The sequence below is a fragment of the Spirosoma sp. genome, assembly GCF_026391055.1.
In the GTDB taxonomy this organism is placed as follows: Bacteria; Bacteroidota; Bacteroidia; order Cytophagales; family Spirosomataceae; genus Spirosoma.
Window position 1 is genome coordinate 202,243 of record NZ_JAPLET010000030.1, and the last position, 18,894, is coordinate 221,136.

At 50.5% G+C, this 18,894-nt stretch carries 13 protein-coding genes; 8 read left to right on the forward strand and 5 right to left on the reverse strand.

The genetic code is table 11. The annotated features are described in order from the left end of the window. Window positions 1-23 precede the first annotated feature (23 nt). From NT073_RS29980 to NT073_RS29990, 3 genes are all read left to right on the forward strand, one after another. A complete protein-coding gene (locus tag NT073_RS29980) occupies window positions 24-2,105 on the forward strand; it encodes a glycoside hydrolase family 97 protein (RefSeq protein ID WP_297381547.1) in 2,082 nt (693 codons plus the stop codon). Between the two features lie 134 nt (window positions 2,106-2,239). Further along, complete coding sequence (locus NT073_RS29985) at window positions 2,240-3,226, forward strand: hypothetical protein (RefSeq protein ID WP_297381549.1); 987 nt, start codon at window positions 2,240-2,242, stop codon at window positions 3,224-3,226. Window positions 3,227-3,310: 84 nt separating this feature from the next. Then, complete coding sequence (locus NT073_RS29990) at window positions 3,311-4,417, forward strand: hypothetical protein (RefSeq protein ID WP_297381551.1); 1,107 nt, start codon at window positions 3,311-3,313, stop codon at window positions 4,415-4,417. Between the two features lie 283 nt (window positions 4,418-4,700). On the opposite strand, the gene NT073_RS29995 is transcribed toward NT073_RS29990, so the two are convergent. The 3 genes from NT073_RS29995 to NT073_RS30005 all read right to left on the reverse strand — a co-directional run bounded on the left by NT073_RS29995 (window position 4,701) and on the right by NT073_RS30005 (window position 8,758). Then, window positions 4,701-5,876, reverse strand: coding sequence for a Gfo/Idh/MocA family oxidoreductase (locus tag NT073_RS29995; RefSeq protein WP_297381553.1), 1,176 nt, complete (start codon window positions 5,874-5,876; stop codon window positions 4,701-4,703). A 5-nt stretch (window positions 5,877-5,881) separates the two neighbouring features. After that, window positions 5,882-7,273 carry a putative oxidoreductase C-terminal domain-containing protein gene (locus tag NT073_RS30000; protein WP_297381555.1) on the reverse strand — a complete coding sequence of 464 codons (1,392 nt, stop codon included), beginning with the start codon at window positions 7,271-7,273 and terminating at the stop codon, window positions 5,882-5,884. A gap of 69 nt (window positions 7,274-7,342) precedes the next feature. After that, window positions 7,343-8,758 carry a Gfo/Idh/MocA family oxidoreductase gene (locus NT073_RS30005; protein ID WP_297381557.1) on the reverse strand — a complete coding sequence of 472 codons (1,416 nt, stop codon included), beginning with the start codon at window positions 8,756-8,758 and terminating at the stop codon, window positions 7,343-7,345. Window positions 8,759-8,962: 204 nt separating this feature from the next. On the opposite strand from NT073_RS30005, the gene NT073_RS30010 reads away from it, so the two are divergent. From NT073_RS30010 to NT073_RS30030, 5 genes are all read left to right on the forward strand, one after another. Further along, entirely contained in the window at window positions 8,963-10,318 is a 1,356-nt protein-coding gene (locus tag NT073_RS30010; RefSeq protein WP_297381559.1) for an OmpA family protein, read from the forward strand. 91 nt (window positions 10,319-10,409) lie between these two features. Beyond that, a complete protein-coding gene (locus NT073_RS30015) occupies window positions 10,410-10,595 on the forward strand; it encodes a hypothetical protein (RefSeq protein WP_297381561.1) in 186 nt (61 codons plus the stop codon). Window positions 10,596-10,776: 181 nt separating this feature from the next. After that, entirely contained in the window at window positions 10,777-14,229 is a 3,453-nt protein-coding gene (gene ileS, locus NT073_RS30020; RefSeq protein ID WP_297381563.1) for an isoleucine--tRNA ligase, read from the forward strand. Between the two features lie 194 nt (window positions 14,230-14,423). Further along, a complete protein-coding gene (locus NT073_RS30025; RefSeq protein ID WP_297381564.1) occupies window positions 14,424-14,825 on the forward strand; it encodes a hypothetical protein in 402 nt (133 codons plus the stop codon). A 91-nt stretch (window positions 14,826-14,916) separates the two neighbouring features. After that, window positions 14,917-17,241, forward strand: a complete 2,325-nt coding sequence (locus tag NT073_RS30030) for a metallophosphoesterase (protein WP_297381565.1) — start codon at window positions 14,917-14,919, stop codon at window positions 17,239-17,241. Between the two features lie 50 nt (window positions 17,242-17,291). On the opposite strand, the gene NT073_RS30035 is transcribed toward NT073_RS30030, so the two are convergent. Both NT073_RS30035 and NT073_RS30040 read right to left on the reverse strand, forming a co-directional pair. Continuing rightward, window positions 17,292-18,185 carry a 1,4-dihydroxy-2-naphthoate polyprenyltransferase gene (locus NT073_RS30035; RefSeq protein WP_297382154.1) on the reverse strand — a complete coding sequence of 298 codons (894 nt, stop codon included), beginning with the start codon at window positions 18,183-18,185 and terminating at the stop codon, window positions 17,292-17,294. 87 nt (window positions 18,186-18,272) lie between these two features. After that, a complete protein-coding gene (locus NT073_RS30040; RefSeq protein WP_297381566.1) occupies window positions 18,273-18,893 on the reverse strand; it encodes a glutathione peroxidase in 621 nt (206 codons plus the stop codon). Between the last annotated feature and the right edge of the window lies 1 nt (window position 18,894).

An 18,894-nucleotide genomic window follows, 5' to 3' on the forward strand; every position in this document is an offset into this window, starting at 1 on the left:
CCAGCGATCTAATCTACGTTGCTATGCCTTTTTTTACCAAACATCACCTGGCTGCTCTGCTCAGTTTTTTCTGGGTCAACGGCCTTGCTCAACAGCCCATTTCCATAAGCTCACCAAACCGGCTCATTACCGTGACGGCCCAAAATACGCCGACGGGTGAGGTGACGTATCAGGTTCGGTACAAAGGCAAGTCCGTTATTGAGCCGTCGGGGTTGGGCTTTGTGCTGAGCAAGCCCAAGGTGTCCTTGAACCGCTTCACGATTACCCGCGTCGATTCGTCGCAGACGGACGAAACCTGGAAACCGGTTTGGGGCGAAGTGAGCCAGGTTCGCAATCACTACCACGAACTTATTCTCAACCTTCAGGATAAATCCGGGTCGGGCATTGGCCTGCGGGTGCGCTTCCGGGTGTTCGACGATGGCGTTGGTTTTCGCTACGAATTCCCGCAGCAGCCTAAGCTGACTCATTTTGTGGTCGATGATGAGAAAACCCAGTTCAAGCTAGCCGCCGACCATCAGACGTTCTGGATGCCGGGCGATTATGACTCGAACGAATATTTCTACAACAAGACCAAACTGACCGAGGTCGACGCGATTGCGGCTGCGGATAAGGAAAAAGACATAGCCCTGAAGTCTATTATCGGGCCGAATGCTGTGCAGACGCCCCTGCTGTTCAAGACCAACGACGGCCTGTATGTGAGCCTCTACGAAGCGGCTTTGCTCAATTACCCGGTCATGCACCTGCAACTGGACAAGAAAAGCCTAACGCTTACGGCGCAGCTAACGCCCGATGCGGTGGGCAACAAAGCCTACCTACAAACCCCGGCGAAAACACCCTGGCGCACGCTGATTATCAGCGATAAAGCCACCGACCTGCTGGCCTCCAAACTCATTCTGAACCTGAACGAGCCCTCTACCATTGCCGACCCATCGTGGATAAAGCCGCAGAAATTTGTGGGGATGTGGTGGGAGATGCACATTGGAAAAGCGAACTGGGCCAAGGCCGAAGGTAAACACGGCGCCAACACGCAGAACGTAAAGAAGTACATCGACTTTGCCGCCAAATATGGTTTCAACGGGGTGCTGGTCGAAGGCTGGAACGAGGGCTGGGAAGACTGGTTCGGCAATTGGAAGGAGGATGTATTCGACTTCGTGACGCCCTATCCCGATTATAACATCGACTCGCTGACGACCTACGCCCAGCAGAAAGGCGTCCGGCTGATCATGCACCACGAAACCTCCGGCTCGGTAACGAACTACGAACGCCGGATGGATGCCGCCTTTCAGTACATGGTGAAAGAGGGCATCAACACCGTGAAGACCGGGTACGTGGGCCGGATCATTCCGCGTGGCGAACACCACGACAGCCAGTGGATGGTAAACCATTACCAGCGGGTGGCGCAGAAAGCGGCTCAGTACAAGATCATGGTCGACTCGCACGAGTCGGCGCACCCGACGGGCCTCCACCGAACCTACCCGAACTGGATGGCGAGTGAAGCCGCCCGGGGCAGCGAATTCAACAACGCGCCCACGCTGGGCATCACGCCCGAACACACGACCATTCTGCCGTTTACGCGGATGCTGGGTGGCCCAATGGATTTCACGCCCGGCCTGTTCCGCTTCAAGCTAAACCAGTTCGACAGCACGCGCACGACGGTGGTACGGACGACGCTGGCCAAACAACTGGCGCTGTACATCACGCTCTACAGCCCGCTGCAAATGGCCGCCGACCTACCCGAAAACTACGAGAAACACCTGGACGCTTTCCAGTTTATCCGCGATGTGCCGGTCGATTGGGACGATACCAAAGTGCTGGCCGCCGAACCCGCCGATTATGTCATGATTGCTCGCAAAGAAAAGGGAGCGCCCAACTGGTACGTAGGGGCCATCACCGACGAGAACAGCCGCGACCTGCTGCTGGACCTGTCGTTTCTGGAGCCCGGCAAAACCTACGAAGCCATCGTCTACCGCGACGCCCCCACCGCCGACTGGGCCACCAACCCGGAAGCGTACGTCATCGAGAAGAAGCCCGTTACAGCTAAGACGAAATTGACGTTTCATTTAGCAAAAGGGGGCGGATGTGCTGTGCAGATTGTTAGTCGGTAAAATTAGTACATTTGGAAGTGCCCTAGCTAGTAGAACGAAATACACTTTTACTGCGAAAATTTATGATTCCTAATTAAGATAAATACAGCATGTAAGTCAAAACTTGTATCTTAAAAATACGCAAGTAAAATCTTATGAACCGAAAGAGCTTGTTAAATCAACTTGAATTAGCTTATGCTCCATTGACAGCATATGAATTCGCAACCATTAAGGATGACCTTCTTGTTGAAAAAGCGCTTGAAAAAGCAAGCCTTTATCTAATTGCTCAAAGACCAGTTATCACTTTCGAAAATGTAATTCCTGATACGACCGCATATCAATTAAACTTTGAAATTCATCAAAGAGGCAATTCAAATATATTGAGATGCCAACTACCATTTGATCAAGAACTTTTTGATTTAATGAAAGACAATGTTGTTGATGTAGCGTTTAACTATCTTGATAGAGATATTAAACAAGAAAAACCACCATTTGGAAATATACATGGGTTCTCACTAGTTAGGCATACGCTAAAAGGAAAAGAATTTATTATTTGGTTCTCACCAGAAAAACTTCTCCAAAATTGGTGGAAGGGACTTATTACTTGTAAAGTTCAAGGTGATTGGAAATCACTTACCAATTACATTGTACATTATGTAGGTAAAGCAACTAAGCAAAGTATATTAAAAAGATTAACTGGACATTCAACGTTTCAAGACATCCTATCTTTGGAAGCACCAGTCACTAAAAAACAATTACCAGCAAATGAAATTGTAATACTTCCTTTTGAGTTTCGAGATAACTTGCAAATCCAATCATTTGGAAAGAATGGAAATTTAAAAGACATGGTTGAATCTTTACAGGAAAAAAATTATCCAGACCAAGAAAAAATATTTCTTGATGCTGAAAAAGCTTTAATTAAAGCCATGCAACCATCTTACAACAAGGAACTATTCAATAATTACCCTGTTAGTAAAGACGGACTATATAGTGAAAATTATGACGCCATTTCATACACATTCATTGACCCAATTGTATTAACATACACCGAAGGTGAAATACGGGGTGGATCAACTTACATTGGCGGGGACGCTATTTTAATTCTCAATAACAAAGAATTCAAACTCGTTAAGCATCAATAAAACTACATAAAACTTTGCCTCCCTAATACATAGAAGCATACAGAATTGCCATCAGCTCTTTGTTGGCTGTTTCGCTTCAGTTCCGTGATTACTGAACATCAACTAGTTCGAAAAGGCAAACTGTTGTCTCAAAATAAACAGACTTTAAAAGTGGAAGACATATACAAACAAATTGTTTCGGATAAAAAGCTTAATGAGAAGTTTAGATTACTAACGCAAAGTAAGCTTTTTGACCCGGCGAGAAATATAATTGAAAATATCGTCAGACTTATGACAGATAAAGATGGCAATTTTGTTCAGCAATTTCAATCTGATGGATTTGATGCAAGGCTATGGGAAATTTACTTATTTGTTCTTTTTAAAGAAATCGGATTTTCCCAAAGCGATAAATATGATAGACCAGATTTTCATTTAATAAAAGGAGATATTGAAATTTTTGTTGAAGCTAGCTTATCAGCCAAGAAAGAAGACGACGTTTTTAGTAAGGAATTTATAGATTCATCTAAAGCAAAAAATGATTTAATAGCTCAGCAAAGGTTAATTGACTATTATATAATTAGAATGGGTAGTGTTTTGTTTTCAAAGCTTAATAAAGAATATTGGAAATTAGATTGGGTAAAAGGAAAGCCTTTGGTTATTGCCATTACTCCTGCACATAACTATTTAGCTTCTTTCTTGCCAGATGCCAAATTAATTGAATACTTATATGGTATTAAACAAAAAGTAAATATTACAAAAGAAGGTGTGGAAAACCTTGGCGCAGAAGTTATAACTGAATTTAAATCAGAGAACAAAGTTATACCAGCTAACTTTTTTGGGCAGAAATTAGCGGAAAATATTAGTGGTGTCTTATTTACTAACAATTCTGATTTGCATAAATTTAACAGAATGGCATATCAATCTGCACTAAGTAAAGAAGAGCTAATAATAGTTAGAGCAGGGGCAAAGTATAATCCTGAGTTAGGAGAGGAAGCTACAGAATTTACATATCAAGTTAAACCTAATCAAGGTATAGAAAATTGGTGCGAAAGCGTAACTTTATTTCACAATCCAAATGCTCTCCACAAAATTAACAAGGGAACTTTCGAATATATTCGACAAGTTTGGCTAGAACCCGACAATACATTCAATGGAATTATGCCAAACGAATTTGTTTTCCATTCAGTAACAGGAGCAATGAAAGTAGAGTAAAAATATACAGATGCTGACAAGCTATAGCCCCAAGCTGAGCTGTTTCTATTAGAGATTTGTGTAGGGTTAAAATTTTATTCTTCGACTTACTCCTTGTGATGATAACCTGTCTTTGCTAATACCCATAATTTTATCAGCAATCTCACAGATTCAATTCGAATATGCAAGAAATCCTTCCCAACTTTATATGTCCGGAGCCCTAGAAAAACCAAAGTATCAGACTGCCCTTTCAAAAAGAAAAGGCAGTCTGATACTTTTATTAGAATGAAGAAATACCAAATCCCTACTTCTTAAAATTCACGACCTGCGCCTGTTTCTGTGCCCGGATGGCCAGTTCCATGGCCAGGAAGCAATGCTCCTGCGGCATAGCGGTTTCGGTGCGATTGATGACGTCGTTGACGAGTTGCTCGCCGTAGGGCAGTTGTACGTTGCTACAGTCGATATAACGCGACTCTTTATTGTCGGTGATAATCAGGTGATTGCCACCGTCGCGCCCGGCGGGGTCGACGTTCTTGCGTAGTTCCATGAAGCCCTCAGTGCCCAGAATGGTCAGTCGGCCGTCGCCCCAGCTTTTGAGTCCGTCGGGGGTGAACCAGTCAACGCGAATGTAGCCCATACCGCCGTCGCCCCGGAGCATCACATCGCCGAAATCTTCAAACTTCGGGTATTGCGGGAAATGGACATTACCCACCTGCGCAGCTACGATATCCGCTTTCTTGGAGCCCGTGAAGAACAGGAACTGGTCGAACTGGTGCGAGGCAATGTCGCAGATGATGCCGCCAAATTTCTTTTTGTCCCAGAACCAGTCGGGGCGGGTTTTGGGGCTCATGCGGTGCGGCCCCAGACCGATGGTCTGAATCACGTTGCCGATCGCCCCCGCTTTGACCAGTTCACCCGCTTTCACGGTGGCCCGGTTTTCGAGCCGTTCGCTGTACATGATCGAGTAAATCCGCTTCGTCTCTTTCTGCACTTTGCGCACCTCGGCGAGTTGTTCGAGGGTGGTAATACCGGGTTTGTCGGTCATAAAATCCTTGCCGGACTTCATCACCCGAACGCCCAGCGGTGCCCGTTCTTCGGGGATGCCGGAGGTCAGCACCAGCTGAATGGATTTATCGTCCAGAATCTCGTTCTCCGACTTCACCTGCTTGGCCTGTGAGAATCGCTTGGCAAAAGGAGCCGCCAACTCAGGCTCTTTGGCATAGAACGAAACGAACTCGCCCCCGCCCCGCATCACCGCTTCGACCTGGCTATTGATGTGCCCGTGGTTGATGCCGATCACGGCAAAGCGAATCCGCGAAGCCGCGACCGGCATCCGGTCGCTGCCCAGCGAACCGGTACGCAGAATAGCCGGTGCGCCAATGGTTTCAATGGGTAAAGATGGCAATACGACCAGACCAGCGGCTGTAGCAATAGTTTCCTTAATAAAGTTGCGCCGATTTGCGCCTTGTGATGAGTCCATGACAATTATTTTTTCTTCGCCAGCTCCAGCGCCTGCGTGGTTGTGTAGTATTTGGCAATCATGTTAGGGACTTCCCAGGCGGGCATTTTACCTGCTTTCAGGTAGTCGATGTATTTCTGTGCCACCCGGCCGAAGTGGGCTTCGTGCCCTTCCTTGTATTTTTCGGGAATGACAACCTCCCAGCCGGAGGCTATTTTCTTCACCTCCACACCGGGGAACTCCTGCTGGATTTTGGGCAGAACCGTTTTCAGGGCACCGGCTATGTCTTTGCTCCCGGCAACGGGTTCGATGTAGAGCGTTGGTTTGTACTTCTGCTCGGCTCCCTGCCGGATAATCAGGTTGGCGTTTGTGCCGCGCATAATGGAGTAATGCGTGTCGCCCGCGCCTTCGGGGGCCTTGTAGGCCCAGGTGACGGATACTTTGGCATGCACACCGCGTAGCGTGTAGTTGATCTCGCCGTTGCTGTACACGCGCAGGATACTGTCTTTGACCACGTCTTTTTTGAGGTAGTCCGGAAACGCATTCTGTTTGGTGATGGCTTTGAACTGGCTTAGGCTCATGTCGGTGGTCCAGCGCCGGGCCGACGTCAGGCTGATGTCTTTCTGGTAGTCGATTGTCTGCTCGGGGAAGCACTCCCACTGCACAAGATCCACCAGGTGCGTGGTTACGTCCACAATGCCTTCGCCCTGCTGTTCTACATCCATGAACCAGGCCGGACGTGTCAGAATGCTGCCCGATACGTTCTTATAAAAATGGTGAACGCTTTCTTTGGTCACGGCGGGTTTGTCGGGCGTACCTTTTTCGAGCGTGCCGAACACCTCGGACTGGAGCGAGAACGCCCGCTGCAGCATGGTCGAGATTTCGTATCGTTCGGTCATGATGTCGTACAGCAGCACCTTGTTTTTTTCGGCGGTGGCAAACGACTCTTTGAGCTTGTCGAAGTTCGATGCGCTGATCACCATTGGTTTATCGGCCAGCACGTTGAAGCCCGCCCCAATGGTTTTCTGGATGTAATCGGTCTTTAGCCGGTTGTTGCCCGCCATCACAACCACATCCCCAGCCGTGGCGACGGACCGTTTATCAGCCAGCATTTTATCCAGAAAGTCAGCGCCTTTATAGACGTCTTCCTTCCAGTGCGTCGGATTCTCGGCGCGGGTGTTGTATCCCTCGATCTTATCGAGGTGCAGTTGCAGGTCGGGCGAATCGGGCGCGTACACATGCACGGTCGAGTCGACACCTTCGTACATGGTTTTCTGGACCAGGGCCGCGTGAAAATGGCCGGGGTCCAGGGTAATCAATCGAAAATCAGCCATACTTTTCTCACTTTTCTCGGACGACTGACAGGCAGTAACTAAAGCAGCCAGCAACAGGCTACCAACGGCGGGTATTAACTTCATTGAAGTTGGTTTAAGCTTGAAAATGAATACAAACCTATAAGGTCTCGAAGACCTTATAGGTTTAAACGATTACTTCGCCGAGGCCACCATCTTAATGGCATACGGTGCCCGCTGGGGGCGCGACAGGAGCTTGTTGGCTTCGGGATCGTTTTTGAACTGCTCTTTTTTGGGGTCCCAGTAGAGTTTGCGGTTCAGCTTCATGGCCGCGTGGTGCAGCAAACAGGCCGAACACGAGCGGTGGCCCACTTCGGCGGGGGCAATCGGCTCTTTGCGGCTTACGATGCTCTCCAGCCAGTTGCCGTGGTGCTCTTTGCTGACGGGCAGATGGATTTCGTTTGGGCCAATAACCGACGTCAGAATTTTCGGGTCGCTGGCGTCGAGCTTTTTGGCAGCATTCTGCTTGGCAATCGGGTCGCTGGCCGTTACGGCGGCATCACCCCGCGATACAAAGATCCAGCCCTCCGTTCCTTCAAACCGCACGCCGTTGGCGATCTCGTTCGTCACGATCATGTGGACACCATTTGCGTACATGGCTTCGGTGCGGAAGATGCCGTGAACATCCCACAACCCGTGTTTTGGAAAATCGGCTTTTCCCCAAATTTCGACCGGGCCGGTGTATTCGGTATTCATGGCCCAGTGCGCCGAATCGACGTGGTGAGCGCCCCAGCCGGTAATCATCCCGGCCCCGAACTGCTCACAGCGGAGCCAGCCCGGCCGGTCGAAGTCGGCTTGCGGATGCACCCGTTTCTCGGTGTAATACACTTCGGGCGTAGTGCCCAGCCACATGTCGTAGTTGAGGTTTTTGGGTACGGGCATCTGCGGTTCTTCGTCGCCCGATGGGTCGCCGGGGAGACCAACGTACACCGTTTTCAGCTTACCGATCCGGCCATTACGCACCAGTTCGGCGGCATAGCGAAACTGTTCTGATGAGCGTTGCTGACTACCCACTTGCACAATCTGCCCCGATTTCTTCACGGCATCGGCCATCATGCGTCCTTCGGCAATGGTGAGTGATGCCGGTTTCTGCATGTATACGTCCTTTTTGGCGCGAACGGCATCAATCACGATGGGCGCGTGCCAGTGATCGGGGGTGCTGACCAGCACAGCGTCGATGTCTTTATTCAGCAGCAATTCGCGATAGTCGGTATAGACCCGAACGCCGTCGTAATCCTTGCCCGTTTTCTTGGCATAAACGCCGTTAACGAGCTGTTTGGCGGATTCAGCGCGATTGCTGTCGAGGTCGCAAACGGCCATGATCAGCGCGTTATCATATTGCCAGACGCCGGGCATATCATGCCCGCGCGAAATGCGGCCGGTACCAATGGCCCCTATATTAATTCGGTTGCTGGGGGCATTTTTACCGAATACAGAAGCCGGGACAATGGTTGGAAAACCACTGATAACGGCCGTAGAAGCCAGGGTTCCTTTAGCCGTCAAATCGAGAAACTTTCTCCGGGTGACGAGCGATTTTTTATCGGATGCCATAAGCAGCAGGGTTCAGAGTCTTTATATGATATAGTAAGAATAAGGCAGCTGATTTTTACTACTACTCGGAAGGCCATATCACAACAACCCGGCATACGTATGATCAGGTGCAATGTTACATCTTCCTACCCCTTCCGTCTTACGGCTGTATAAACGCAACTTGTGTATCAATCGCTGATGGATATCCATCACCCACCGTAACATATGCCACAACGCTGTCTTTTGTTCCTCTTTCTGACTGGGCTCTGCTCCTCCTGCATGTTTGGTTCCTACCCATCCGGTTATCCGTCGCAGGGTGGTCAGCAGTTACCAGACGACACCTATCCTAACTCGGGTAACCAGCCCGGTAACGGTCGCGCGGCCGACCCTGGCGTAACGGTCAACAGCATTCGGCTAACACGGGATTACACCATTCTGAATTTGACGTTTACGAATAAAAATCAACCGAGAGTAGACAAAAATGGGGAGCCAGCTGATCGGGAGTTCGTCGAGTTTGACCCATCGGGCCAGCTAGTGGCGGCTAACGGTGCCCGTAAGTTTGGTTTTCTGAAAGTAGAAGGCATTCCGGTTAAATCAGAACGCCCTAACCGGGACAGATTCGGACAACCTCTGCCGAGCGGACTCATCACACGCCCCGGCGACCAGGTTACGTTTACGCTCTATTTCGAGCGATTAGACAAAGGGCTGGAAAATTTCGACCTGTTCGAATGCAACGATTATGACCAGATCGTTTGCTGGAATATCTACAACCTGCGCGTTAGCAATCCCGCCGACGTAGTTGTCTATGCGCCACCCACTACGCCAGCCCCGGCACCCACACCTGTTCCCAAACTGCCTAAAAAGCAGACCCCACTACCGCAGCCATCCGGCGAATCGGGCGGTGAAATGGAGATTCCAAAGAAAGAAACGCCCAAACCCGCTCCAGCTCCTGTACCCACGCTGGTGGCCGTATCGGGCATTGTCAGCGATGCCAAAAATAAACGGCCCGTTACGGCAACCATCGACTATCAACTATCGGCCAGCAAACAGGCCATCGACTCGGTGCAGAGTTTTGCCTCAACGGGTGCCTACCGGATGAGCCTCAACAAAGGGCAGGTATACACCTACATCGCATCGGCGCGTGGGTATCAGTCGGCCAGTGGTGTACTGGATTTAAGCAAAGTGGCCGGTGGTCAAAAGCTGACGCGCGACATTGCGCTGACGCCCCTGGCGGTAGGAGACAAGGTCACGCTCAAGAATATTTATTTCGAGATGTCGAAGTCCGACCTGCTGTCGGCCTCCTTTGCCGAATTGAACAAACTGGTCTCCATGATGCAGGACAACCCGAAGATGACCATCCGGCTCGAAGGACATACCGACATTATTGGCGACCATGACAAGAACCTGCAACTCTCCCGCGACCGGGTCATTGCCTGCCAGCGGTACCTGGTTCAGCAGGGCATTGATGTAGATCGCATTCAGACCATCGGCTACGGTGATACGCGCCCTATTCTGACCAAAGGCACCGATGAAGAACGGAAAGTGAACCGCCGGGTCGAATTTGTCATTCTGGCGATCTGATGGCCGCGCAACCCGACAATCCACCAACTTGACCAGGATTGAACTATTTGGTATTTTTAGCCGTATTTCGACAAAAGCTAACTCTTCTACCATGACAGTCGCCGAAGAATTAATACAGGAAGGACGCGAACTGGAGCGTCAGCAGAACAAGATCAAGTTCATCACCGCTATGCTGAAGTTGAACCACGATGCCGTTGCAATTGCCTCGGCGACCGAACTGCCGCTGGACGAAGTAAAGGCTATTATTGGCGAAATTAACCGCTCCAATACCCCATAAGGTTTGCACTGGGTTATCCATATCCCTGAAGCGAACCACGGTGGTTCGCTTTTTTGTTGACTATCAACAGCGCTTTGCCCTAGGGAAGTAGCCAGCCTATGCCATCTATTTCCCTATCTTTGCACTTATTTTTTAACCGCCCAATTGGCATCGGTTGTCAAATACGGACCAATTGGCGCGTATGATCCTCTCAGACGTGACCTATCAGCAATATGAGTCCCTCGATTATGCGCAGATCGCAGCCGAGGTTTTAACGTACTGGAACCAGAATGAGGTTTTCGAACAGTCGGTTTCCATCCGCGAAGGGAAGCCCAGCTTCACCTTTTATGAAGGCCCACCTTCGGCTAATGGCGCTCCGGGTATTCACCACGTGATGGCTCGGACGATCAAGGATATTTTCTGCCGTTACAAAACGCTCAAAGGCTTTCAGGTCGAGCGGAAAGGCGGCTGGGATACGCACGGCCTTCCCATTGAACTACAGGTTGAAAAAGAGCTGGGCATCACCAAAGATGATATCGGCAAACCCGAATCGGAAGGTGGTATCAGCGTGGAGGAATACAACCGTAAATGCCGCGAAACGGTTATGCGGTTTACTGACCAGTGGAACGACCTGACCCAGAAAATGGGCTATTGGGTTGATCTCGAAAACCCGTATGTCACCTACAAAAACGAATACATCGAGTCGGTCTGGTCGCTGCTGAAAAAGCTATATGACCAGAACCTGCTCTACAAAGGATACACTATCCAGCCCTATTCGCCCAAGGCCGGTACGGGGCTAAGTTCGCATGAACTGAACATGCCCGGCACCTACAAGGATGTTCGGGACACGACCATTGTCGCGCAGTTCAAGGTGAAACCCAGCGGTAAGTCGGGCTTCCTGTTCTTCGACTCGGCCGATGCCGACATCTACATCCTGGCCTGGACGACCACGCCCTGGACGCTGCCAGCCAACTCGGCCCTGACCGTTGGCGCCAACATCGACTACGTAATGGTAAAAACGTTCAACCCCTACACGCACATTCCGGTACATGTGGTGATGGCCAAAAATCTGGTTGGCCGTTGGTTGAACGAGAAAGCACAGGTCGATTCCGTCAACAGTCCAGCCTTCGACGCTTATTTACCGAATGACAAAGTGATTCCCTGGGCACTGGTTTCCGAGTTTAAAGGCCAGCATCTGGAAGGCATCGAATACGAACAGCTGATGCCGTATGTACAACCCGACAAACCGGCCTTTAAAGTTATCCTGGGCGATTTCGTAACAACGGAAGACGGTACAGGTATCGTGCATACGTCGCCAACCTTTGGTGCCGACGACTTCCGGGTCGCGCAGGCAGCGGGCATCCCGGCGATCATGGTGAAGGATGAAACCGGCAAGGATGTCCCCATTGTGGATAAACACGGTCTTTTCGTGAAAGAGATCGGTGAGTTTGCCGGGCGGTATGTCAAGGAAGAATACTATTCGGATGAGGAGCGCGAAGACCCGGAGTTCAAACCGACCGACGTGCTCATCGCCATCAAGCTAAAGGAAGAAAACAAAGCCTTCCGGGTTGAGAAGTACGAACACCCCTACCCGCACTGCTGGCGCACCGACAAACCGATCCTGTACTACCCGCTCGATAGCTGGTTTATCCGGACGACGGCAAAAAAAGACCGGCTCGTTGAGCTGAACAAGACAATCAACTGGCAGCCCGAGAGCACTGGCACGGGTCGTTTCGGCAACTGGCTCGAAAACCTCGTCGACTGGAACCTCAGCCGCAGCCGTTTCTGGGGCACTCCCCTACCCATCTGGCGTAGCGAGTCAGGCGAAGAAGTGTGCGTGGGATCGGTAGCTGAGCTGGTTGAAAAGAGCAAAAGTGCGAATGAGCGAATGAGTGAATGGGTTCAGGAAGGCAAAATCGAATACCAGGCCTACATTGACAAAAACCAGGCGTTCCTGGCGGCTCATGCAGACGGTTCATACGATTTGCACCGCCCTTATTCCGACGAAATCTATTTCGTTTCAGACAGCGGCCAGGTGATGCAGCGTGAATCCGACCTGATCGACGTTTGGTTCGATTCGGGCGCGATGCCGTATGCCCAGTGGCATTATCCGTTCGAGAACGAAGATGTGTTCAAAAAAGCGTTCCCGGCTGATTTTATCTCCGAAGGTGTCGACCAGACGCGGGGCTGGTTCTTTACGCTTCACGCCATTGCCGGTATGCTGTTCGATTCAGTAGCGTTCAAAAACGTGGTATCAACGGGGTTGGTGCTGGACAAGAACGGCAACAAAATGTCGAAGCGGCTCGGCAACGCGGTGAATCCGTTCGAGACGCTGGACAAGTACGGGGCCGATGCGACGCGCTGGTACATGATCACCAACGCCGAACCTTGGGACAACCTGAAATTCAATACCGACGGCATCGGCGAGGTGCAACGGAAACTGTTCGGCACGCTGTCGAACACCTATAACTTCTTTGCCCTTTATGCCAACCTGGACCACTTCACGTTTAGCGGACGCACCGTGCCCGTGGCCGAACGTCCGGAACTCGACCGCTGGATTCTGTCCAAGCTGCAATCGCTGATTCTGGAAGTCGAGCAGCAATTCGACAGCTACAACCCAACCAAAGCCGGACGGGCGGTTCAGGATTTCGTGAATGATCAACTGTCTAACTGGTACGTTCGGTTATCACGTCGACGCTTCTGGACAGGGGCCGCGCCCGACGGCGAACTGACCACCGATAAACGGGCGGCTTACGAAACCCTGCACGAATGTTTATCGACGGTCGCCCAGCTGATGTCGCCCATTGCGCCGTTCTACGCCGACTGGCTATACCGGAATCTGAACGAAGGCGCGGTTTCCGTTCACCTGACCGATTTCTCCGTTGGTGACCACGTCCTGATCGATGCCGAGCTGGAACGGTCGATGGAGTTGGCTCAGCAGGTTTCGTCGCTGGTTCACTCACTGCGCAAAGGGCATAAGCTGAAAGTGCGTCAGCCGTTGAGCCGTGTGCTGGTACCCGTTCTGAACACCGACACCCGCCGTCAGATTGAGCACGTCACGCCGATCATCATGTCGGAGGTGAACGTAAAGGCAGTTGAGTTTGTCGACGATGCCAGCGGCATTCTCAAGAAGAAAGTGAAGCCGAATTTCAAGGCGCTGGGTCCGAAATTCGGCAAGCAGATGAAAGACGTAGCCGCTGGTATAACGGCTATGAGCGCAGAGGAACTGAAGGGTCTGGAACAAACCGGCGAATTTGTTATCCCATCGCTCAACCAGTCCATCACCCTGGCCGATGTCGAAATACTGACGGAAGATATTCCGGGTTGGCTGGTGGCCAGTGAAGACGGCATCACCGTGGCGCTGGACGTAACCCTGAGCGACGAACTGCGTGGCGAAGGCATTGCCCGCGACTTTGTAAACCGGATTCAGAACCTGCGTAAAGACCGCGATTTCTCGGTAACCGATAAAATCCGGATTACACTGGAAAACAACCACGACCTGCTCGCCAAAGCGGTTGAAAGCAACAGTGATTACATTCGGCAGGAAGTGCAGGCCGTTTCGCTCGATCTGGTCAGTGATCTGAACGGATCGCCCGCAGTTGCCGAAATTGAGATGGACGAATTTCAGTTACGTGTTCTTGTCGATAAAGCATAATTCGATCATTACACTAATCTGACCTATTAAAAAGTCATCCCATAACCGGGGTGACTTTTTGCTTTTCGACTACGTTCGCGAACTAACGAATACCAAAGACCAATAGTTAACGCAAGTTCTTTTACAACGGCACGAATGTTGTACACAGGCATGTATCAGTTTTCATAAAATCGATACATTAAACGCCTAATACTTTGGTCGATTATCTACGCACTACATTACACTCATTCATCAATAATTATCAGGCTGTTATGTGGCGGCTGCGTGAGTGTTCGCTCAATGATGAGCAATTGGGGATTGCCGTTGGCTTAAGCGGGAACGCCATCCGGAACCGACGTTCTAAACCCGATCTATGGAAGCTATCGGATGTTGAACGGCTGGCCAACCACTTTGCGTTGCCCGTAACCGCCTGCGTTCAATTGAATCAGGTACTTCTCGACTTACCCAATACCTTAAAAAGCCTTCCGCCCGAGGAGCGAAGACGGGTTGAACGTCAACTACTTTTTAAGCTAAGTCAGTTAGAATCGTATAACCAGAGCGATTGGCCGGTACGGTATTTACTTCGGATGCATCAGGCATTGATCAATAACAAATAGTTACTCACTTACATTCAGGTTAACGTTCTGATCTTAGGATGTTACTCGCGCCAAATGTACCTTTACGGTAGATTTAGTGACCACTGTAACGATGAACGTACGTTTTTACTTACCCATAAGTGTCCTTTTAGTTATTAGTCAATTTGCGGCCGCTCAAGCCCCTAAACTCGTCCGGGGGCCCTATCTGCAGGTTGTCACCCCAACGTCGGTCGTCGTTCGCTGGCGTACCGATCAGCCAACAACGGGCCGGGTCTGGTTTGGCATATCGGCAAGCTCATTGACAGAGACCATCCGCGAATCGCAGCCAGCCCTTGAGCACAGCCTGACCCTCACGGGCCTGCAATCTGCCACCCGGTATGCCTATGCCGTTGGCTTCGATGATACCCAACTAACAAATGGACCGGATTATTACGTAAAAACGGCGCTACCCGCCGGCGATACCAGACCTGTACGCTTATGGGCATTAGGCGATTTCGGCAACGGTTCGGAAAACCAGCGAAACGTCTATCAGGCTTATCAGAAGGCTACCGCCAACCGCCCAGCCGACCTTTGGCTCTGGCTCGGCGATAACGCCTACTCATTCGGCTTTGAGGATGAATTTCAGCAGTATGTATTTTCCGTTTATCCACAAACGTTACGCAACACACCACTTTTTATAACGCCCGGCAATCACGATTACGCTGATAGCGAAACCAACTTCAACGTTGCTTATTACAAGCTGTTTTCTTTCCCGGAAAAAGGCGAATCGGGTGGCGTTCCCTCCGATTCTAAGTCCTACTATTCGGCCGATTATGGCAATGTTCACCTCGTTTCGCTCGACTCGCAGGGCCGACCGGATGGACAGTACCGGTTATATGATACTACCTCTTCTCAGGTACAGTGGTTAAAACGTGACCTGGCGGCCAATAAACTTCCGTGGACAATCGTCATTTTCCACCATCCCCCTTACAGCAAAGGCGGTCATAACTCCGATACGCAGCTGTCTATGAAACTACTCCGGGAAAATTTGACCCCAATTCTGGAACGATACGGTGTAGACCTGGTCCTTAACGGGCATAGCCATGGCTACGAACGAACTTACCGGATTAAAGGCCTTCGGGGTTTGGCCAATACGTTCGACAAAGCAGATCATATCGCCGAGACGACAACGGGACGGTATGATGGCTCGCCCAACTCCTGCCCTATTCTCACCAAAGGCCAGGGTACCGTTTATATTGTTAATGGCTCTGGTGGTCAAGTTGGCGGGCAATCTCCCGGCTTTCCGCACCCGGCCACCGTATATAACAACACAACACTCGGAGGCTCGATGCTGCTGGACGTAACCGACAATCGGCTGGACGCTCAACTGGTCATGGCTGACGGCTCCGTGCAGGACAAGTTCACCATCATGAAAAATGTGAACAAAACACCCTCCTTAACGGCCGAATACGGCGACACGCTTCAGCTGACAGCTTCCTGGATGGGCAACTACCGATGGCCGGACGGCAAGACCAGTCGAAGCATCCGGTATGTGGCCGACCAGTCGGGTACAATTCCGATCGCCGTCACCGATGATCGCCAGTGCCTGACCGACCAATTTACCATCTCCGTACAGCAGCCGCCAAAATTGACAACCAAAATAGCGACCCCGGCTACTTTTTGCGCCGGAAGTCCTGTTGCGTTCATCACTACGCTTGAAAACACGACCAAAGCTGGTAGCTGGCAATATGATGTGTTATTATCCGATGCTTCGGGAAACTTCACACCCGAACAGATCATTGGGTCAGGTACGTTAAGTGCCCTGAAAGCCACCCTGCCCATTGGCCTACTGCCCGGAACAGGGTATAAGTTGCGGATAAGACCGCGTGGCATTCCCTATGTTCAACTTGTTGCGAGCGATGTTTTCGCGGTAAAACCTGCCCCAACAGCGACCTTAACCGGCTCCACAACCGCGTTACAGGGACAATCGGTTTCACTAACAATCAACTTCACTGGTGATGGCCCCTGGCGGGGTAGCCTGTCGGACGGTACGACGTTTATAGGAGAGGTTAACCCGATGATTGTGACGCGTCAACCCGAGAAAACTACGCAGTATACAGTGACGCGTGTTGAGAATAGCTGTGGGGTAGGCACCGCATCGGGAGAGGCTACAATAACTATACTTCTCCCAACGGCTGAACAACCGTTTGCAGGTGGCCAGTTGAACGTTTATCCTAATCCGGCTCATGAACTGGTCTTCGTTGAACTGGAAACAACGCAAAAGAAAGATGTGAGCCTGACGCTGTTTAATGCACAGGGGCACTCTGTATTTCAAAAGCAGTTTGGGCGGGTTACGTCAATTTCTGAATCCATTCAACTACCCGCTGCGACGGGCGTGTACCTGCTCACCATTCAGGCTGGGCAAAGTAAGGTAATTAGGAAAATAGTGAAGCAGTAGCCGTGTAATCGCGAACGCTGGCGCGGGCATTCGCCCGTGCCAGCAACTCTTTATAGAACCTGGCCGAGCCCGAATAGAATAACGAACAGCAGCGTGGTAAGGGCCAGCTGACCCAACCGGGCGTTTAGCTCAACGGGGCGGTTGTGCGTGGCAACGGCGCGGCCATTCAGGAAAAATAACGGAAAAGCTAATACGTACAGGTATCCCAGCGCCGAAGCATCCGTAAAAAAGGAATAGATAAGCGCGCAGACCATACCGGCAATAAGTAACCCCCAGTGATAACGAATGGCGAGTGGCAGACCAAGCCGCGCCGGAATGGACCGCTTACCCGTCATGGTATCGGTTTCGATATCGCGAATGTTGTTGATGTTCAGTACACCGGTGGCAAACAGGCCAACACTGGTAGCAGGAAGCAGTAACAGCGGGCTAAATGACAGGGTATATAAAAAATACGTGCCTAGTACCCCCACCCAACCAAAGAAAATGAGCACGGCAATGTCGCCGAAACCAGCGTAACCGTATGGGCGTTTGCCATTGGTATACCCAATAGCCGCGGCAATGCTGAGCAATCCCAGCACGAAGAAAAACCAAAAGATCCTGGGTTCTACCGAATAAAAGGCAACAGACAGCAACCCGATTCCACACACTAGGGAGAGAACGGACATCAGGATTATGCCCCGGAGCATGGCCTCTTTAGTAATATCGCCGGTAGCAACAGCCCGGCGGGGGCCTACCCGCAACTCGGTATCTTTGCCCGAAACGGCATCGCCATAATCATTGGCAAAGTTGGATAGTATTTGCAGGAAAATCGTTGTCAGCGCAGCCAGTACAGCTATTTTCCAGTCGAAATGCTGGTTGGCGAAAGCCAGAAAACTGCCAAGAATAATACTGGCCAGGGCCAGCGGTAACGTACGCGGCCGGGCAGCCGCAATCCAGCTCTTCATCATTTTGAAAAGCGAAAGAGCGAACGAGTGAAAAAGCGAAAAGCAGTATGTGGCTTTTCGCTTTTTCACTCGTTCGCTCTTTCGCTATTAAATACCTACTGCTTTTTTAAACTCTTCATCAGTTGGCTTCACTTTCGATGCGAAGAAATTCGTCAGTTCGCCTTTTTCGTTGATAACGTATTTGCAAAAGTTCCAGGTTGGTACCTTATCGTTCCAGCCGTTCATCGACTTGTCGGTCAGCCACTTGTATAAAGGAGCCTGGTCATCGCCCAGTACCGATACTTTCTCGAACATGGGGAAGGTTACACCGTAGTTCTTCTGGCAGAAGGTAGCGATTTCTTCGCTGCTGCCGGGCTCCTGGCTGCCAAAGTTATTGGCAGGAAAGCCAAGCACGACAATCTTATTACCGTGTTCTTTGTAAAACTTCTCCCAGTCGGCGTACTGTGGGGTGAAACCACACTTCGAAGCGACGTTCAGGATAACAACCTTCTTGCCTTTGTAGGCTTTCAGGGCTACGGGCTTACCATCGAGTGAGTTTACAGTGAAATCATACAGACTTTTAGCGGGAGCAACCGCATTGGCAGGGGCTGCAATGGCTTCACTTTTGTTACTGAAGATGCCTTTGACGAGTGTTGAAAGTGACATAAAACTGGTGAGGGTCGCAATCACTACGACGCCGATTAAAGTAAAAACTAAATTCTTTTTCATG